This window comes from Ligilactobacillus pabuli, from assembly GCF_022836475.1.
GTDB classification, from domain to species: domain Bacteria; phylum Bacillota; class Bacilli; order Lactobacillales; family Lactobacillaceae; genus Ligilactobacillus; species Ligilactobacillus pabuli.
The window spans coordinates 24,055-39,713 of record NZ_BQXH01000008.1 but is presented as its reverse complement, the minus strand read 5'-3'; the positions used below and the strand labels follow the sequence as shown (position 1 = coordinate 39,713).

The 15,659-nt window shown below is 40.1% G+C and carries 14 protein-coding genes; 3 read left to right on the top strand and 11 right to left on the bottom strand.

Annotated elements, in window-relative coordinates:
* Window positions 1-498: 498 nt before the first annotated feature.
* Window positions 499-2,211, top strand: a complete 1,713-nt coding sequence (locus LPAF129_RS05280; RefSeq protein WP_244055119.1) for a lactose-specific PTS transporter subunit EIIC — start codon at window positions 499-501, stop codon at window positions 2,209-2,211.
* Between the two features lie 51 nt (window positions 2,212-2,262).
* A complete protein-coding gene (lacG, locus tag LPAF129_RS05275) occupies window positions 2,263-3,672 on the top strand; it encodes a 6-phospho-beta-galactosidase (protein ID WP_244055168.1) in 1,410 nt (469 codons plus the stop codon).
* Window positions 3,673-3,893: 221 nt separating this feature from the next.
* Here lacG (LPAF129_RS05275) and LPAF129_RS05270 read toward each other — a convergent pair whose 3' ends face one another.
* Window positions 3,894-4,070, bottom strand: a complete 177-nt coding sequence (locus LPAF129_RS05270; protein WP_244055118.1) for a DUF485 domain-containing protein — start codon at window positions 4,068-4,070, stop codon at window positions 3,894-3,896.
* A gap of 315 nt (window positions 4,071-4,385) precedes the next feature.
* On the opposite strand from LPAF129_RS05270, the gene LPAF129_RS05265 reads away from it, so the two are divergent.
* A complete protein-coding gene (locus LPAF129_RS05265; protein WP_244055117.1) occupies window positions 4,386-5,375 on the top strand; it encodes a LacI family DNA-binding transcriptional regulator in 990 nt (329 codons plus the stop codon).
* 86 nt (window positions 5,376-5,461) lie between these two features.
* Here LPAF129_RS05265 and LPAF129_RS05260 read toward each other — a convergent pair whose 3' ends face one another.
* From LPAF129_RS05260 to LPAF129_RS05215, 10 genes are all read right to left on the bottom strand, one after another.
* On the bottom strand, window positions 5,462-7,201 hold the full coding sequence (locus LPAF129_RS05260) for a PTS lactose transporter subunit IIBC (protein ID WP_244055116.1): 1,740 nt from the start codon (window positions 7,199-7,201) through the stop codon (window positions 5,462-5,464).
* Window positions 7,202-7,527: 326 nt separating this feature from the next.
* Window positions 7,528-8,949, bottom strand: coding sequence for a 6-phospho-beta-galactosidase (gene lacG, locus LPAF129_RS05255; RefSeq protein ID WP_244055115.1), 1,422 nt, complete (start codon window positions 8,947-8,949; stop codon window positions 7,528-7,530).
* A 3-nt stretch (window positions 8,950-8,952) separates the two neighbouring features.
* Window positions 8,953-9,303: a PTS sugar transporter subunit IIA gene (locus LPAF129_RS05250; RefSeq protein WP_244055114.1), complete on the bottom strand. Its 351-nt coding sequence runs from the start codon at window positions 9,301-9,303 to the stop codon at window positions 8,953-8,955.
* Window positions 9,304-9,343: 40 nt separating this feature from the next.
* The gene (locus LPAF129_RS05245) at window positions 9,344-10,210 is read right to left on the bottom strand and encodes a PRD domain-containing protein (protein WP_244055113.1); all 867 of its coding nucleotides are present in this window, start codon (window positions 10,208-10,210) and stop codon (window positions 9,344-9,346) included.
* Window positions 10,211-10,620: 410 nt separating this feature from the next.
* On the bottom strand, window positions 10,621-11,601 hold the full coding sequence (lacD, locus tag LPAF129_RS05240; RefSeq protein ID WP_244055112.1) for a tagatose-bisphosphate aldolase: 981 nt from the start codon (window positions 11,599-11,601) through the stop codon (window positions 10,621-10,623).
* A 78-nt stretch (window positions 11,602-11,679) separates the two neighbouring features.
* Window positions 11,680-12,198, bottom strand: a complete 519-nt coding sequence (gene lacB, locus LPAF129_RS05235) for a galactose-6-phosphate isomerase subunit LacB (protein ID WP_244055111.1) — start codon at window positions 12,196-12,198, stop codon at window positions 11,680-11,682.
* A gap of 68 nt (window positions 12,199-12,266) precedes the next feature.
* Window positions 12,267-12,695, bottom strand: a complete 429-nt coding sequence (gene lacA, locus LPAF129_RS05230; RefSeq protein WP_244055110.1) for a galactose-6-phosphate isomerase subunit LacA — start codon at window positions 12,693-12,695, stop codon at window positions 12,267-12,269.
* A gap of 90 nt (window positions 12,696-12,785) precedes the next feature.
* A complete protein-coding gene (locus LPAF129_RS05225; RefSeq protein ID WP_244055109.1) occupies window positions 12,786-13,547 on the bottom strand; it encodes a DeoR/GlpR family DNA-binding transcription regulator in 762 nt (253 codons plus the stop codon).
* Between the two features lie 364 nt (window positions 13,548-13,911).
* Window positions 13,912-14,151 (bottom strand): hypothetical protein, encoded by a 240-nt coding sequence (locus LPAF129_RS05220; RefSeq protein ID WP_244055108.1) that lies wholly within the window; start codon window positions 14,149-14,151, stop codon window positions 13,912-13,914.
* A gap of 40 nt (window positions 14,152-14,191) precedes the next feature.
* The gene (locus LPAF129_RS05215; RefSeq protein WP_244055107.1) at window positions 14,192-15,601 is read right to left on the bottom strand and encodes a PTS galactitol transporter subunit IIC; all 1,410 of its coding nucleotides are present in this window, start codon (window positions 15,599-15,601) and stop codon (window positions 14,192-14,194) included.
* Window positions 15,602-15,659: the final 58 nt, after the last annotated feature.

Genomic DNA, 15,659 nt, shown 5'->3' with positions numbered 1-15,659 from the left:
TTTTAGATGACTATCAAAACTAAACATATTAAAAATACTTGACAGACGAAGAACTAAACTTCAATCTGTCAAGTATTTTTAATATGTATCTTTTTACTTAATTCTACTTATACTCACTCCTGTGCCTTTTGCGATTTCTCAACCTGTTTATCTAATTTTTTGTGTGAAATCCTAATTCTTTAAAAAGTTCGAAAATGTTCTACCATACATAATATCTATCCTATTTAGTTTAATCTCACACAACTAATTATAATAAATACTTGACTATTTTTTGATAAAAATAATTTTTAATCACCGTTAAAACAAACTTTTATGGGTAAAATAAAGTAAAAAAGTAGTTGACTTTTACTAAATAAAAAATATAATAAGGTTGTTAGATGAAAACGCATTCTGTTTTAAAATGATTTATTTTGTTATTTTTAGTTAGGCTCCGTGAATGCAGACTCCCGCTGGTCTAATTCACTTCGCTTTGTTTATTCTCAAGGAGGGTTTTATATTATGAGTGCTGGAATTGCCAAGAAAATGGAAAAGTTTAAACCATTATTCGAAAAAATTGCTTCTAATCAATATATTGCAGCGATCCGTGATGGATTTATCGCTGCAATGCCAATCATTTTGTTTTCAAGTATCTTCTTAATGATTGCTTACGTTCCAAACGCCTGGGGTTTTTATTGGCCTGACAGTGTCACCAATAATTTACTGACAGCCTATAATTATTCTATGGGTCTCTTAGCCTTGTTCGTTACGGGAACAACTGCTAAAAACCTGACAGATTCAAAAAATTTGAATTTGCCAAAGACTAACCAGATCAACCCGATCTCAGTTATCATGGCCGCAGAAATTTCCTTCATCATTCTGGCCATCGTTCCACTGAAAGCTGGCGTTGATTTCACCTATATGGGTACTCAAGGTTTGATTGCCGCTTATATCGTCGGCTTGATCACTCCGAATATCTACTATGTCTGCATCAAAAACAATGTGACGATCAAGTTACCGCCACAGGTCCCACAAAACATCGCCCAAACTTTTAAAGATGTGATTCCAATGGCTTCAACCGTCACAATTTTCTGGGCCGTTGACTTAGCCTTCAGACAATTTACTGGTACTAACTTACCAGCATTTATCATTAAATTGCTTTCACCACTCTTTAGTGCGAGTGAATCTTATCTTGGTTTATCGATCATCGCCGGTGCCATGGCTTTCTTCTGGTTCTGTGGGGTTCAAGGACCTTCAATCGTGCAACCAGCCGTTGTACCAATTATGATTGCCAACACTGCTGCCAACTTACAAATGTACCAGAATGGCCACCAAGCTTCCCACGTTTTAGCCATGAACACTATGGATTACGTTATGAACTTTGGTGGGACAGGTTCAACTTTGGTCTTAGCTTACATCTTTATGATCTTCGCTAAGTCTAAACAGTTAAAAGCTGTTGGGTCAGCTTCCTTTATTCCAGGAACTTTCTCAGTTAACGAACCGATCTTGTTTGGTACTCCAATTATCATGAACCCAATGTTCCTTGTACCATTCATTTTGACACCAATCGTGAACGTCTGCATGTTCAAGTTCTTCGTTGAAGTTTTAGGTATGAATTCAATTATGTACACCATGCCATGGACATTGCCTGGCTTTATCGGAATTCCTGTTTCAACTGGTTTCGCACCATTATCATTTGTTTACGTTGCTTTGATCATCGTCTTGGACATCTTAGTTTACTGGCCATTCTTTAAGGCTTACGATAAGACCTTGCTAGAAGATGAAATTGCTAAAGAAGCAGTGATCGAACAAAATGGTGATGAAACACCTGCTACAGCTAACGACGGTGTCGTAGTAACTGCTGATGCAGATCACAACTTACAAACTGGCAACAATGCTATCCCTGAAAATAGTACTGTCCTCGTCTTATGTGCGGGCGGCGGAACTAGTGGGATCTTGGCAAACGCACTTAACAAATTAGCTAAAGAAAGAGATTTAAGTCTTTCAGCTGCTGCACGTGCTTATGGTCAAGACATGGACTTAATTCAAGACATGGATCTAGTGATCTTAGCACCACAAATGGACAGTATGAAAGATAATCTAAAGAAGATCACTGACAAGTATGGAGTAACCATGGTTTCTACAACTGGTAAACAATATATTGAATTAACTCGTGACGGCGATAAAGCTCTCGCCTTTGTCAGCGAACATCTAGCAGAAAGAGCACAAGCATAAGAAGAACAGTTTAATTAACCAGAGAAAGAATTATTAGGAGGAAGATTCATGATGAAATTTCCAACAGACTTTTATTTTGGCGGTGCCACTGCAGCTTTTCAAACAGAAGGCGCAGTTAAAGAAGGCAACAAAGGCGAGGTTTTATGGGAACCCTTCTTAAAGAAACAAGGGCGTTTTAACCCAGAACCAGCCTGTGACTTCTACCATCGCTACCCAGAAGACATTCAGCTTTCCAGCGACTTCGGTTTGAATTCAATCCGGATCTCCATTGCTTGGGCACGGATCTTCCCAACTGGCAGTGGCGAGCCGGAACAAGCTGGGGTAGATTATTACCATCAAATGTTTGCGGAATGCTTCAAACAAGGGGTCGAACCCTTTGTTACCTTGCATCACTTTGACACACCAGAAGCCCTGCATCAAACTGGTGACTGGCTAAATCCTGAAAATATTACTAAATATGTTGACTACGCCAAATTCTGTTTCCAAGAATTCAGTGAGATCAACTATTGGATCACCATTAACGAACCAACTTCTATGGCTGTCCAACAATACACCACCGGGACCTTCCCTCCTGGCGAAAAGTATCACTTTAACAAGACTTTCCAAGCTGAGCATAACTTAAACCTTGCTCATGCCCGGGTCGTCAATGCCTTTAGAACCTTAAAAATCAGTGGTCAAATCGGCGTTGTTCATGCCTTACAGACGGTTTATCCTTTTGACCCAACTAAGCCTGGTGATGTCCATGCCGCTAAACTGCAAGACACCTTAGACAACCGCCTCTTCCTAGATGGAACTTTAGGTGGTGAATATAGCCAGGAAACTTTAAATTTGATGAACGAAATCTTAGCTGCTAATTCACAAGAAACTATCGAGATCAAAGATAGTGAACTAGCTGAACTGAAACAAGCCGCTCAACAACTAGATTTTGTCGGTGTTAACTATTACTTCAGTAAATACATGAAGGAATATCATGGTATTTCTGAAACGATCCATAATGGTACTGGTAAAAAAGGTTCTTCGATCTCCCGTCTCCAAGGGATCGGTGAATCAGGTGTGCCAGATGGCATCGAAATGACTGACTGGGATTGGCCAATCAATCCCCAGGGGCTCTACGACCAACTTGAACGGATCCATACTAACTACCCATTAGTGAACGACATTTATATCACTGAAAATGGCTTAGGTCTCAAGGAAAATCGTCCAGCTGATGGTGAAGTCTTAGACGACCAAAAACGGATCGATTACATCAAGTTGCACTTACAAGCAGTCTTACGTGCAATCGAAGACGGAATTAACGTTAAAGGCTACTTCGTTTGGTCCTTACAAGATATGTTCTCCTGGACTAACGGTTACTCCAAGCGGTATGGTTTGTTCTTCGTTGACTTCGAAACACAAGAACGACTTCCCAAAAAGAGTGCTTATTGGTTCAAGGAACTCACTGAAAGTCGCGAATTAAACTAGTCTTCATCCTTTTCCCTTAAAATTACTAACCAATCAAAACATGGCAGGCAAGTAGTGTTCATCCACCCTTGTCTGCCATGTTTTAGTTAAGCTACCATGTGTTTAGTATCCGATAGTTTTGCTTGAAATTATTTTCAAAAAAAGCTATTATTAAATGTGAAAAGGAGCTAGCGAATGCGACTCGCTAACTCCAAACACAGTCAAGGTGACTAGAGGGTAAGCTAATCATAATCATGGTTAGCTTTTTTTATTAGCGCGTAAGCTTTGGCAATTGCAATCACAAATTGCCCAGCCGCGATAATAATCAACGCTAGGTTGATATCCCCGCCTCCAGTCTGATCCTTAGTCGCATGACCTTCACCTCCATAGTCAAGAATTGTTGAGGAGTGGTACGTCACGCTGCCTGCTAAGTTTGAGACAATGAGAGCTACTCACTATTTCGAACTGTAGTTCTATTATAGGACAACTTTTATCGGAAAACAATCGCTTTCATATTGTGTGCCAAGTAGCTTTTAGCAGTAGCTTAGTAACTAAAGATTATTTGACTTTACTTGAAAAATTATTCAAAATAATTATCAGAGCAAGCAAATTTCACCTGACTTTATCCAACTATTCGAAGGGTGGTTCACACCCGATTATCTGAGACAGGCTACCTCAAATAGCGAGACTTACCTACTGTTTCACTCTACTCTGTTATAAAGGAGACTACGCCAGTGAGTTTAAAAGATATTGCCACCAAAGCAGGGGTTTCGATCACCACTGTTTCGCGCATTCTAAATCATGATAGTACCCTCTCTGTTGGCGCTGACACGCGCGAACGTGTTGAAAAAATTGCAACAGAGTTAAACTATCGGCCCAGTAAACGCAAATCACGCAATGCTACATTAGGTGTTGTCACCTGGGTCACCGAACAACAAGAACAAAACGATCCTTATTACCAAACCTTGCGCCTAGCCGTTGAAGCAGAAATTGAGGCTGCTGGTTATAAAATCACCCGTATTTTTGGCGACTCTGCTTGGACTAACGTCAGGCGTTGTGTCGGTGTGATTGCCATTGGACGTTTTAGCACCGCTCAAAGACAACAACTCCAGTTGCTTAATCCTAAACTCGTGATTATTGGTGATAATTCACTTGAAAACGATATTAGCTGTGTTGCCAGTGATAATGAGGTCGGTGTTCAACGCGTCTTACAAGATTTTATTGCCCACGACCGTCAAAATATTGGGATTTTAATCGCAGAGGGACGCACCAGTGATGATACTGAAAAAATCTATGACCGGCGTCTGGTCGACTACCGTCACTACCTGCGCTCTAAGCACTTATATCAGGCAGATCATGTTTTTGTAACAAGTGAAGTTTCCCGTCAAGCCGGCTACCTTGCGACTCAGGAAGCCTATCATGAGCTTCAAACAGACTTTCCGACTGCTTTATTTGCCGCCAGTGACATCTTAGCCTTAGGTGCCTTAGACTTCTTAAAAGAGCACAATTTAGCCGTACCAGAGCGAGTTTCCTTGGTTAGTTTCAACGACTCCGTTCTCGCCGAAAATGCCGAGCCACCACTAACTTCCGTCAAGGTTGACCTCCCGTTAATGGCCAAACGTGGGGTAGAAATGATTCTCCGAATTATTAACCAAGGCAGTCTCTCAGTTCCAGAACGCCTGATTATCGGCACAAAAATTAACTATCGTGAAAGCAGTGACTAACTGCTCCATCCACAAAAAGCCAGCAGCGAGTGATTTTTCACACTTACTGCTGGCTTTTTGCTACGCTTAACGAAGCTTAGTTTGTATTAGGCTTCTGCGTCGTCTTCGTTTAACTGGCTCATCACGAAGTTGATTGCTTCTTTAGGAGCACGAGTTAAATCAATATATTGCTTACCTTGGGTCTTGATCAGCTTGATACCAAGTTTGTCAGTATCTTTCTTAAGATCATTATAGTAAGTCTTAACCTGTGGTGCTAAAACAACAACATCGAAGTTTGGCAAAATGTCATAGTGAGAGCCATAGGCACCCGCTCTGGCCGTCAAATTAACGTTGTATTCTTCTGCCCCTTCTTTCAAGGCATTCGCTAATAATTCACTAGTTCCGGCACCTGCGCACAGAACTAAAACTCGAGTTGGATCGTCAGAATCTTTGTTAACATTTTCAATAGTTGTTTCTGGTTCTGCTGGAACTTCTTCTGTTACGGCAACTTCTGGTGCTGCTGTAGCTGTTTCAACTGCAGGCCCGGCTGTTGCAAGACCTTCTTCTGCCATTTTAGCAGCTTCTTGATCACATAGTTCTTTATCGTATGCACGACAGAATGGGAAGTAAATCAAAACATCGACTGCCAATAAGACTACGACGAACAGCAGTGAAATTGGCTGGAAGCCGGTGGCCAGGAACGTCCCAATTGGACCTGGTGTCGCCCATGGCAAGACGTACATAAACCCGTTCATTCCAAGGAATTGAATGAATGCTTTACCAATTAACACGTTAGCTACTGGAGCTAAGAGGAATGGCACAAACATGTATGGGTTCAAGATCATTGGAGCAGCGAACAAGAGTGGTTCGTTGACCGCAAACATGACCGGAATAAATGAAGCCTTACCCACAGCACGTAACTGCTTAGAATGCATGGCAATCATAAAGATGAATGGAACAACAAATGTAGCACCTGTCCCACCAAGTTCACCAACAAAGTTACCAAAGTTTTCTGTCAAAGCATGAGAAGGATGCTCTCCAGCTTTTTGTAAGGCCAAGTTCAAAGTTGTGTTACCAAACAAGGGTGCTTCGATCGCTGGTTTAACAACTGAAGGACCATGGACCCCAACGAACCAGAACAATGGAATTAAGAACCAGATAAAGGCCATTCCAAGGTATGATTCGGCGCCGTTGAAGATTGGCTGGAATAACTTAGCAATAACTTCAGCAAATGGTACTTTAACAAACTGACGAGATAGAAAATCAATAAGTGCACAACCTAAAACTGAGAATGAATATGCGAAGATATCACGGAAGTTCTGTGCGATAGTCCCAGGAACTTCTTTTGGCATATGGATCGTAATATCTTTGATGATACAGAAACGATAAACATTAACTGTTAAGAAAGCAGAAACAAATGATGACAAAATCCCGTTTGTTCCCATGTTACCAGTAATGAATGAACCGTCTTTTTGTTGAGTAACAGCTAGTAATAAGAAACCACAGACTGCAGCGATCATGACAGAAACTTCACTGATTGCCTTGCCCGCTGGCATTTTACTTCTGTTCATCGAACCCGCTAAACAACGAGCTGTTGTGGCAGAAACTAGTAAACCAACGATCCCCATCGTAAAGTTATAAATTTTGTTAAGCCAGTCGTTCAAACCAGCTGGTAGATCTACGCCAAAGACGCTCGGTAATGAGGAACACAACAGGAAAATACTTGAGAACAAGATGACAGGCATTGCTGCTAAAAAGCCATCTTTGATCGCTTGCAAATAGATATTGCGAGAAATCTTTTCAAACGTCGATTGGTGCTTTTCTATTGCTTTGATAATACCGTTCAAAGATCTTCACTCCTTTTAAAATATTGTTTTTAAAGTTTAAAGCCAAATTAAAAACCGTAACCGAAAAAGCACTGTCTTAAGAAAAAAATTTTCTTAAGCTCCAGCACCTTCCCAACTACGGTCACGCCTAATTGAATAGTAACGATCCGCCAAAAGGGGATGTATATTAAGCAAAACATTTAAATCAAGCGGCGGCAGACCACAGTGATTTAAGCATTTCAAGTAAAGCTTAGTAAGCTTATGCTCAGCTAACCTTCATAGCACTCTGCAACACATCCCTGCTGCAGAAAGCTATGAAAGCCAGCTAAGGCTCGCTTTCAATTGCTTTACTTCATTGTGTCTGCTAATTCTTTAAACCAGAGAGCACTCTTCTTGATGTACCGCTTTTGTGTAGCAAAATCAATGAAGAACAGGCCATAGCGCTTGTTATAACCATTTGCCCACGAGAACTGGTCTTGTAATGACCAAACGAAGTAACCTTGAACATCAACGCCTTCATCTCTAGCCCGTAAAATGGCTTCGATATGTTGGTCAATGTAGTCGATCCGTTTGTCATCTGCTAAAATCTCATTTTCAGCTGGTTGGTCTTCTTTCAAGCCCAAACCATTCTCAGTAATATAAATCGTCTTACAGTTCGGATAATCTGCTGCAACACGTTTCAAGGAATCATAGAGACCTTCTGGATAAATGTTCCAGTCCCAATCGGTCGTTGGAACGCCTTCCTTTTTCACGGCTTCACCAACACCCTTGAACTTGAAAGATGAAGTCCCCTTATCACCAGTTCCATTAAAGCTGTTAGTACTTTCGCCCTTGTAAGCTTTAATGAATTGGTTTTGGTAATAGTTCATCCCAAAGAAATCATTTTGTGGGGCAGCTTCAGCTAGAATGTCTAAGTCGCCGTCTTCAATTTCCAAATGTGCATCATTTAAACGCAAGATTTCATTGATGGATTCCATGGTGTCATCTGAGTAATACCCTAAGAAAGTTCCATCTAACAAGAACTTATTCATAAAGGCATCTTGCAGCTTAGCAGCATGGATATTTTCTGGAGCATCATCGATTGGATAAATTGGTTGGATCACATGGATCAAACCGATTCGTCCAGGCAAGCCCAACTTCTTGTACAAGTTCACAACGCGGGCATGTGCCACTAATTCATTGTGTTGAGCCTGAATTCCGCTAGTTACATCGAAATGATGGTTTGGCGGGAAGTTTCCTTGAATATACTGGGAGTAAGCTAACGAGATCAGTTCATTGATCGTGAACCAGTTCTTAACTTCCGTAAATTCTTTGAAACAAAATTCTGCATAAGCAACAAAGTAATCGCTGTTCTTGCGGTTCAACCAGTCACCATCTTCAAACAAGGTCTGCGGACTATCAAAATGATGCAAGCTGACATATGGTTCAATCCCTTGGTCCAAGCATTCCTTGAACAAACGATGATAATAAGCAACCCCTTCTTGGTTGGGTTCTTGTTCAGTGCCGTTCGGGAAGATCCGTGTCCACGCAATGGAAACACGAATCGAATTCAAACCATATTTCTTAGATAATGCTAAATCTTCAGGATAACGGTTGTAAAAATCACTCGCAGGATCGGGTGAAAAACGACCTTGAGCTTTCAAGTAATCGTCCCACATCGTCTTGCCTTTGCCAGCAACCTTAGTACTACCTTCTACCTGATAAGCAGCTGTAGCACCACCCCAGATAAAACCTTGTGGTAAACTTTTTACTCTATTTAGTAAGCTCATAAATTAAAGACCTGCCTTATCTAAGCGTTCCTCGATTTTTGCTAATCTTTCATATTCGTTAATAAAGTACTCAACTTGATCTTTCAACATCATTGTTGTCATCAAAGTATCTTGGCCATGGACCATGATAAAGGTTACGTCCATATCTGCGCCGCCAGCTTCTTGAGTCAAGAGGCCAGTTTGTTCGTTATGGGCTTCAACGATGTTTTTGTTAGCAGATTCAACTAATTCACGTGCCTTAGCAAAGTTCTTGTCACGTGCTTGGTTTAAAGCTTCGATCAAATCTGATTTTGCGTCTCCAGCGTAAGCAACAATTGCGAATCCAACCATTGAAATATCATTTTTTGTAGCCATTAGTAATTCCTCCAATTTTCTCAAACTCTTTTAAGCCTGTTTATTCGGCTTTCTTCTCTTCTTCATTTGTGATCCGTTGAATGTGGATCAATAAATATAATTCTTCATTTACACCTAAATCAGCATCTAATTCCTGACAAATTGCAGTATAGATTTCATGAGCGATTGCGTAAGACTGTGGGTAAGAAACTTTCATTTCTTCTTCGATCTTACTAATGGTTCGCTCATTACTCGATTGATGCTGCGACAAACGTTCCGCTAGATAACCTAAGTGGATCATTAGTCTGTCATAAAAATTCTGATTGGCACCGTTTCTTAGCAACATATTTTTTTGCAAGATGCTTTGAACTAGCGCATTTAAGTCAGAAGTAATTTGCGACGTTTCATTTCCAGATGAGTTTTCTTCGCTATCACTACGGCCGTTGATAAAGTGAAGCGCGACACTCTTGATCTCATCTTTTGGAAAATAAACCTTTAAATTCGCATTGATTATCTTCAAACCATCGGCAGCAATCTGGTACTCCGTTGGGTACTGTTCTTGCATATCTGGCACCGGTGTACGTTGATAAGTGTTATTTTGCAGGTGTTTATACATTCCGTTGATATGATCGGCTAATGTGACGTACACAAAGTCAGCCAATTGGTAACTATACTTGCTTTTCGCATTATCAATTATTTCATACGTCGTTGTCACAATATTAATTGGAATATCCTTTAACAAGAATGCCAAATTTTGTTGAGACTCCTTGGTCGCCAGGTACATGACCTTTTCGATCCTTTCAGAATCAAGTAAGTCGCCTTTCCTTTTCTGGTAAGCAACCCCCCGGCCTTTGACTAATGCCTGTCGACCTTTCCCTAAATCTACAATCGCACAATTGTTATTTAAAACTTGGACGATTCCTAGCAAGAAAATACCCCCCTTCGTACATTTGGAACAAAAAAGACCACAAGAACAGCCGGCAGTCCAACTGGGCTCCCTCCGATTCCTATGGTCATGCCTAATTAAATAGTAACAATCCATTTCGTATCCATAGTTAGTATAACCGTTTTCACAGAACTTGTAAACGGTTTTTTTACAAAAAAAGCGATTTTTTATCAGAATTAAACATAGTCAAACAATTAAAAACAATTGGTTCGGGTAGACCTGCTGAACTCGCTCCTTTGTCCTCAAGCCTACTTAACGTATTTAACTAAAATTGGTCTGTCCTGGTTGACCAATCTAAATATTTTTCCAGTAAGTGTTTTTTAAGCCACAAAAATCGAAAAAAATAAGCCGGTGGGCCTTTTTAGGTCACACCGACTTACTCTGATCACTGTTTATTTAACTTTGCTTTCCCAAGATGTAGCTGTAACTGCAAGAACTTCGTTTAAGTCTTCGATGTTCTTGCGGCCAGTTGTCCGCATCCATTCACGGCCTGCTTCTTCACCATCTTTAGCAAATGGTTCGATTGAATGACGCCATGTGGCACGGCCACACAGAACACCATTAAAGGTTGAACCTGCTTCATGAGCAAACTTCAAAGTTTCTTGGAAGAGTTCAGCAGAAACACCGGCACTCAAGAAGATAAATGGTACGCCAGCAGTTGCTTTGTCTTGTTCCTTGAAGAAGTTCAATGCTTCGTCTTTACTGAAGATCACTTCGTTGTCGCCATTGTAGCCTTCAACATAGTCCATGTTAACTGGAACTTCAACCTTCAAAACGTCAACATTGTAACGGTCTTTAGCAAATTCTTCGACCATTGTGTTAACCTTGTGAGGTTTTACCTTGGCATATTCAGCACTCTTAGTGTCATCAATGTTGGCATCGTATGACATTAATTCCAAGAAGAATGGCATGTCTTCAGCAACACATTCGTCACCGATCCGTTCAACAAAAGCTTGTTTCTTACGGTTGATTTCTTCGCCTTCATCAACATCATAGTACAGCATAAACTTGATTGAGTCTGCGCCTGCTTCTTTCAAGCGACGAACTGACCAGTCAGCTAACAAGTCTGGCATGCGGCCAGGAGCTGTTGTGTCATAGCCTGTCTTTTCATAAGCTGTCAACAAACCACAGTTAGCATCGCGTTCTGCAGCAGCTGGCAAACCATATTCAGGGTCAAGTAAAATTGCTGAAGCATATTTTGTTAATTCTGAAGAAATAACTTTCTTGAATTCAACAATATCTTCTTCGTTAGCAGGTTTGTTAGCAGCAGCTGCTAACATCTTCTTCAAAGAACCGCGTTGGTCGATTGCTAAAGCGGCGATCACACCGTCTTTGTTGGACATACGTTTTAAAGCTTCAATTTTATTGGACATACTGTTTGTTCTCCTCTTTTTCAGTCTTAAAGTAACATCAGTGCCGATTTTTAACGCTTAAACAGTGATAATTACTGCTTAATCGTGGTAGTAGCCTTCGTTCCATAACTTCATTTCGTCGTCGTAGAAGTGTGGGTTATCATGTTGAGCAGGGTTGTCTTTTTCGATCCCATCGATTTTTTCGATCAACTTTTTGTTTTCTGGAGTTTCTTTATATTCGGTGTTCAAGAAGATCTTAACGATTTCTTCAGCCAAATGTTCCCCAACAACTGAACCACCAAAGCCGATCACATTAGCGTTTAATTCTTCTTTAGCATATTTAGCAGTTGTTACATCGTTAACCAAAGCAGCTCTGATGCCAGTGTTTTTGTCAGCAGCAGTTGAGATCCCAACACCTGTCCCACATAAAACAACACCTAAATCAGCTTTGCCATCACGAACTAAGTCAGCAACTTTCAAACCATAAATTGGGTAGTGAGTTCTAGTATTGTCGTATGTTCCGACATCAATTACTTCATGGCCTAAAGACTTGATAAAGTCTGAAATCTGAATTTTTGTTCCTGTAACAATGTGATCATTTCCTAATGCGATAATCATTGCATTTCCTCCTCAAAATAGACATTCTCTTTTTAACAAGCTAGTAACTTTTTAGTTTTAATCAGTTATTAAGATAACTTCTCTAGCATATCCAAACGAATCTGGTGACGACCGCCGGCATAGTTAACACCCAAATATTCGTTAACCAATGATTCAGCCTTCTTTGGTCCAACGATTCCTGCACCAATAGCAATTGCTTTCGCACCGTTATGTTCTGTTGTCATATGTGAAGTGTTTTCTTCAGCAACGTTAGCTGTAACCATGCCATGGATCTTGTTAGAAGCCATAGCTGAGCCTGTACCATATTCATCAAACATTACGCCACGATCAGCTTTGCCATCCAAAACTGCACGTGAAACTGCGACAGCAGAATCAACAAAATCAGCTGCTGGTTCTTCAGTTAAGTCAACAACATCGTAGTTCAAACCTTCTAAATAACTCTTGATGTATTCCTTTAAATCAAAGCCGCCTTTGTCAGATGCCAATGCAATTTTCATGATAAAATCTCCTTTATTTTTTAAGCAGGTCGCCCCGCTCTTGTTTTTAGTGGGGGAGCATTGCGAAATTTCGCGTTACCCACACCCGATTTAATCCTCTGCTAAAATAACCTTTGTGTACTGCTGATAATGCGTGATCGTTTCTTCACTCAATTCGACGTTAGTAATCAAATAATCAACGTCATATAAGTTATAAAACTGATAAAAATCATCACGATTTATCTTAAAACGGTCAGCCAAAACGATCTTAGTTAAACTATTATTGATGGCAACAGCTTGCGCACTGCCTTCTTCAGTATTAGCTGTCATCATGCTTTCATTGTGGATTCCATTGACACCCACAAAAGACTTGTTAAACTTTAAGTCCCCTAAGGTATCACTGGCTAGACCGCCAATAAAGGCACCAGACCGTTCACGAAAGTTTCCACCAACTAGAACTAAATCAACATTCTTGTTTTGCCAGCTTTCAAAGACTGGCAAACTATTAGTGACAACTCTCAAATCAGCAATATCGTCAACGTAATGAACTATCAATTCCTGGGTTGTCCCTGGCCCGATATAAATCGTATCGCCTTCGCTGATCATTTTAGCTGCACGTCGAGCAATTTGTTGTTTCTGTTCAAGATGCAGCTCCTTTTTTTCAACGTGAGATAACTCAGTCGCATCACTACTCGCAACACTTTGGGCTCCGCCATGGATCCGAACCAGCTTTCCGCTGTCCGCCAACTCGTCTAAATCACGACGAATCGTCATATCAGAAACACCAAGCTGTTCGATCAGATCTTTAACGGTCATAATCCCGTTTTGGTTAACCATGTCCAGCAGCAACATCAGCCGTTCTCTTTTTAACATGCCAACAGCTCCTTTAATGGTTGTTTTTGTTTGTTAATGTTCCTTACATGTATAAAATATCACTTAATCAACTCATAGTCAACGACTTTTGTGTATTTTTGTTTGTTTATTTTAAAGTTTTATTTTCTCTTTATTTTTCTTTAAATGTCCCACATTTGTTGTATATTCAAGGATTTCTATTGAAATTAGCTGTACCAATTTACCAACAGATTCATCTTAAGCTTTTATTAAATAAACATTTACGCTCATTTTACCGCAAATTAGTAAACAAAAAAGACACTACCAATGATCAGTAGTGTCTTTATCAGCCATTCATATGACCTGATTTAGTAAAAAATCATGGAAAATGCATTGACCGATAACATTAATTTTCTTGTTGTTGTTGCTTATATTCTTCACGTTCTTTTTTACGACGTTCTACCCGGCGGTAATAAGACTTAGGTACTCCCACAGTCTTATACAGGGCATACAGAGCAGTAATAGTTGCTGCTGTTTCAACGATCGCGTTTGGAAACGCCTTAGCTAGAATACTTGAAATAATAACAAGTGTTGCCCAGAAAATTAACTGCGTACGTTTAGACTTTGCATCGGTTGCTTTTTTCATGATTTTCACCTCTTAATTCATATTGTAAGTTACTTAATAATTAGTTGCTTTCTTTAGCAGCTGCATATTCAGCATTACGTTTCTTCATTTGTTTTGCGTACCACCAGAAGATCAAACCGTATGCGATCAATGCCAAAGCAGCATAGATAATAAATTCAATTTGTCCTTCTGAAGCCTTACCAACTAAGTAAGCCAAGAATTGTTCGATAGGTCCTTCTTTTGTAGCTTCGGCAATTTGTGTACCGGAACCAACACCAGCAGGGAATGCACCAACATTTTTGGCAACACTTGTGATAAATGGTGCTGACAATGTACCAGCCCATAAGAAGATTGGCATTTCAATTGCACCAATAACGATCATCCGAATAATCTTACCACGTGTAACAACTAACAAAGCAGGTGTAACACCCATGGCGATGATAGAACCTAAAGGCATAATGTGGTTACCAGGAAGTACCAATGCTTCAACTAACATGATTGGAGCTAAAACGTTAGCAGCAGCCCAAACTTCGGCACGGCCGGCGATAAATGGCCAGTCAAGACCGATGTTAAATGTACGGCCTTGGAATCTCTTAGTAGCAAAATCAGAAATACCTTGTGACAATGGTTCAACAGCGGCGATAAACCATGAACCGATCAAACTGAACAGTTCCAAACATGTACCACCTGTGAAGGCCAAAGTTAAGATTGTTTGTACATCTTGTTTTGAAAGTAAACCGATAAAGATACCTAGGTAAACACCAATGGCGAAATGACTACCCCAGAAACCGATTTTTTTGTTCAATTCAGCGGAGTCAAAGTCATACTTGTCCAACCAAGGGAAAAGTTTATCAAAAATCTTGTCAAACACCATGATAATTGGGTTCATCATATAGTTCAAGTGAGTTGTAGTCATCGGGTTTTCATCCGGTGCATCTAACAAATCATTGAAAGTTGGCTTCATCAAATCAGAGTTAACGATCTTCAAAGCCCCAATGTATAAGATCAAAAGCGTAGCAACAAAGAGGTTAGCACCGAAGTACATTGCCATCAATGCTGTAAAGGAAATATGCCAAATATCGAAAATATCAACATCCAACGTATTAGTCTTGTTCAACACTAACATCACGATGTTCAGTAAAATCATGATTACTAAGAAGAACAAGGTATATGGAGAACCCCAAGTAATTGTACCCAATGGAGCCCAACCAACGTCAGTGATTGAAAGATGGATCCCAGTTGACTTAACAAAGTCATTCAGGGGTTTTTGATATGCTGATGTCAGCATGTTGATGATATCGCCAATAGCTGTCAAAGCGATAGCTAAACGAATACCACCTTCCAAAGCACGGGAGAATTTAACTCCAAAAAGCAAAGCCAACAATGTCAAAACAATCAACATGATTGGGGCTGCCCCCAAGTTAATAATTGGATTAAACACTTTGTTAGCTATATCAATTATAGCATGCATTAAATTTTCACTCCTTTTTATAAATAAAAACTATTATTGCTGTTAAGCTTTAATGCCA

Bases quoted from the DNA above. Each gene is read 5' to 3' on its own strand.
- LPAF129_RS05225 (WP_244055109.1), bottom strand. From the start codon at position 13,547: ATGTTAAAAAGAGAACGGCTGATGTTGCTGCTGGACATGGTTAACCAA.
- lacB (WP_244055111.1), bottom strand. From the start codon at position 12,198: ATGATTATCGCATTAGGAAATGATCACATTGTTACAGGAACAAAAATT.
- lacG (WP_244055168.1), top strand. From the start codon at position 2,263: ATGAAATTTCCAACAGACTTTTATTTTGGCGGTGCCACTGCAGCTTTT.
- lacG (WP_244055115.1), bottom strand. From the start codon at position 8,949: ATGAGCTTACTAAATAGAGTAAAAAGTTTACCACAAGGTTTTATCTGG.
- lacA (WP_244055110.1), bottom strand. From the start codon at position 12,695: ATGAAAATTGCATTGGCATCTGACAAAGGCGGCTTTGATTTAAAGGAA.
- LPAF129_RS05220 (WP_244055108.1), bottom strand. From the start codon at position 14,151: ATGAAAAAAGCAACCGATGCAAAGTCTAAACGTACGCAGTTAATTTTC.
- LPAF129_RS05215 (WP_244055107.1), bottom strand. From the start codon at position 15,601: ATGCATGCTATAATTGATATAGCTAACAAAGTGTTTAATCCAATTATT.
- LPAF129_RS05250 (WP_244055114.1), bottom strand. From the start codon at position 9,303: ATGGCTACAAAAAATGATATTTCAATGGTTGGATTCGCAATTGTTGCT.
- LPAF129_RS05280 (WP_244055119.1), top strand. From the start codon at position 499: ATGAGTGCTGGAATTGCCAAGAAAATGGAAAAGTTTAAACCATTATTC.
- lacD (WP_244055112.1), bottom strand. From the start codon at position 11,601: ATGTCCAATAAAATTGAAGCTTTAAAACGTATGTCCAACAAAGACGGT.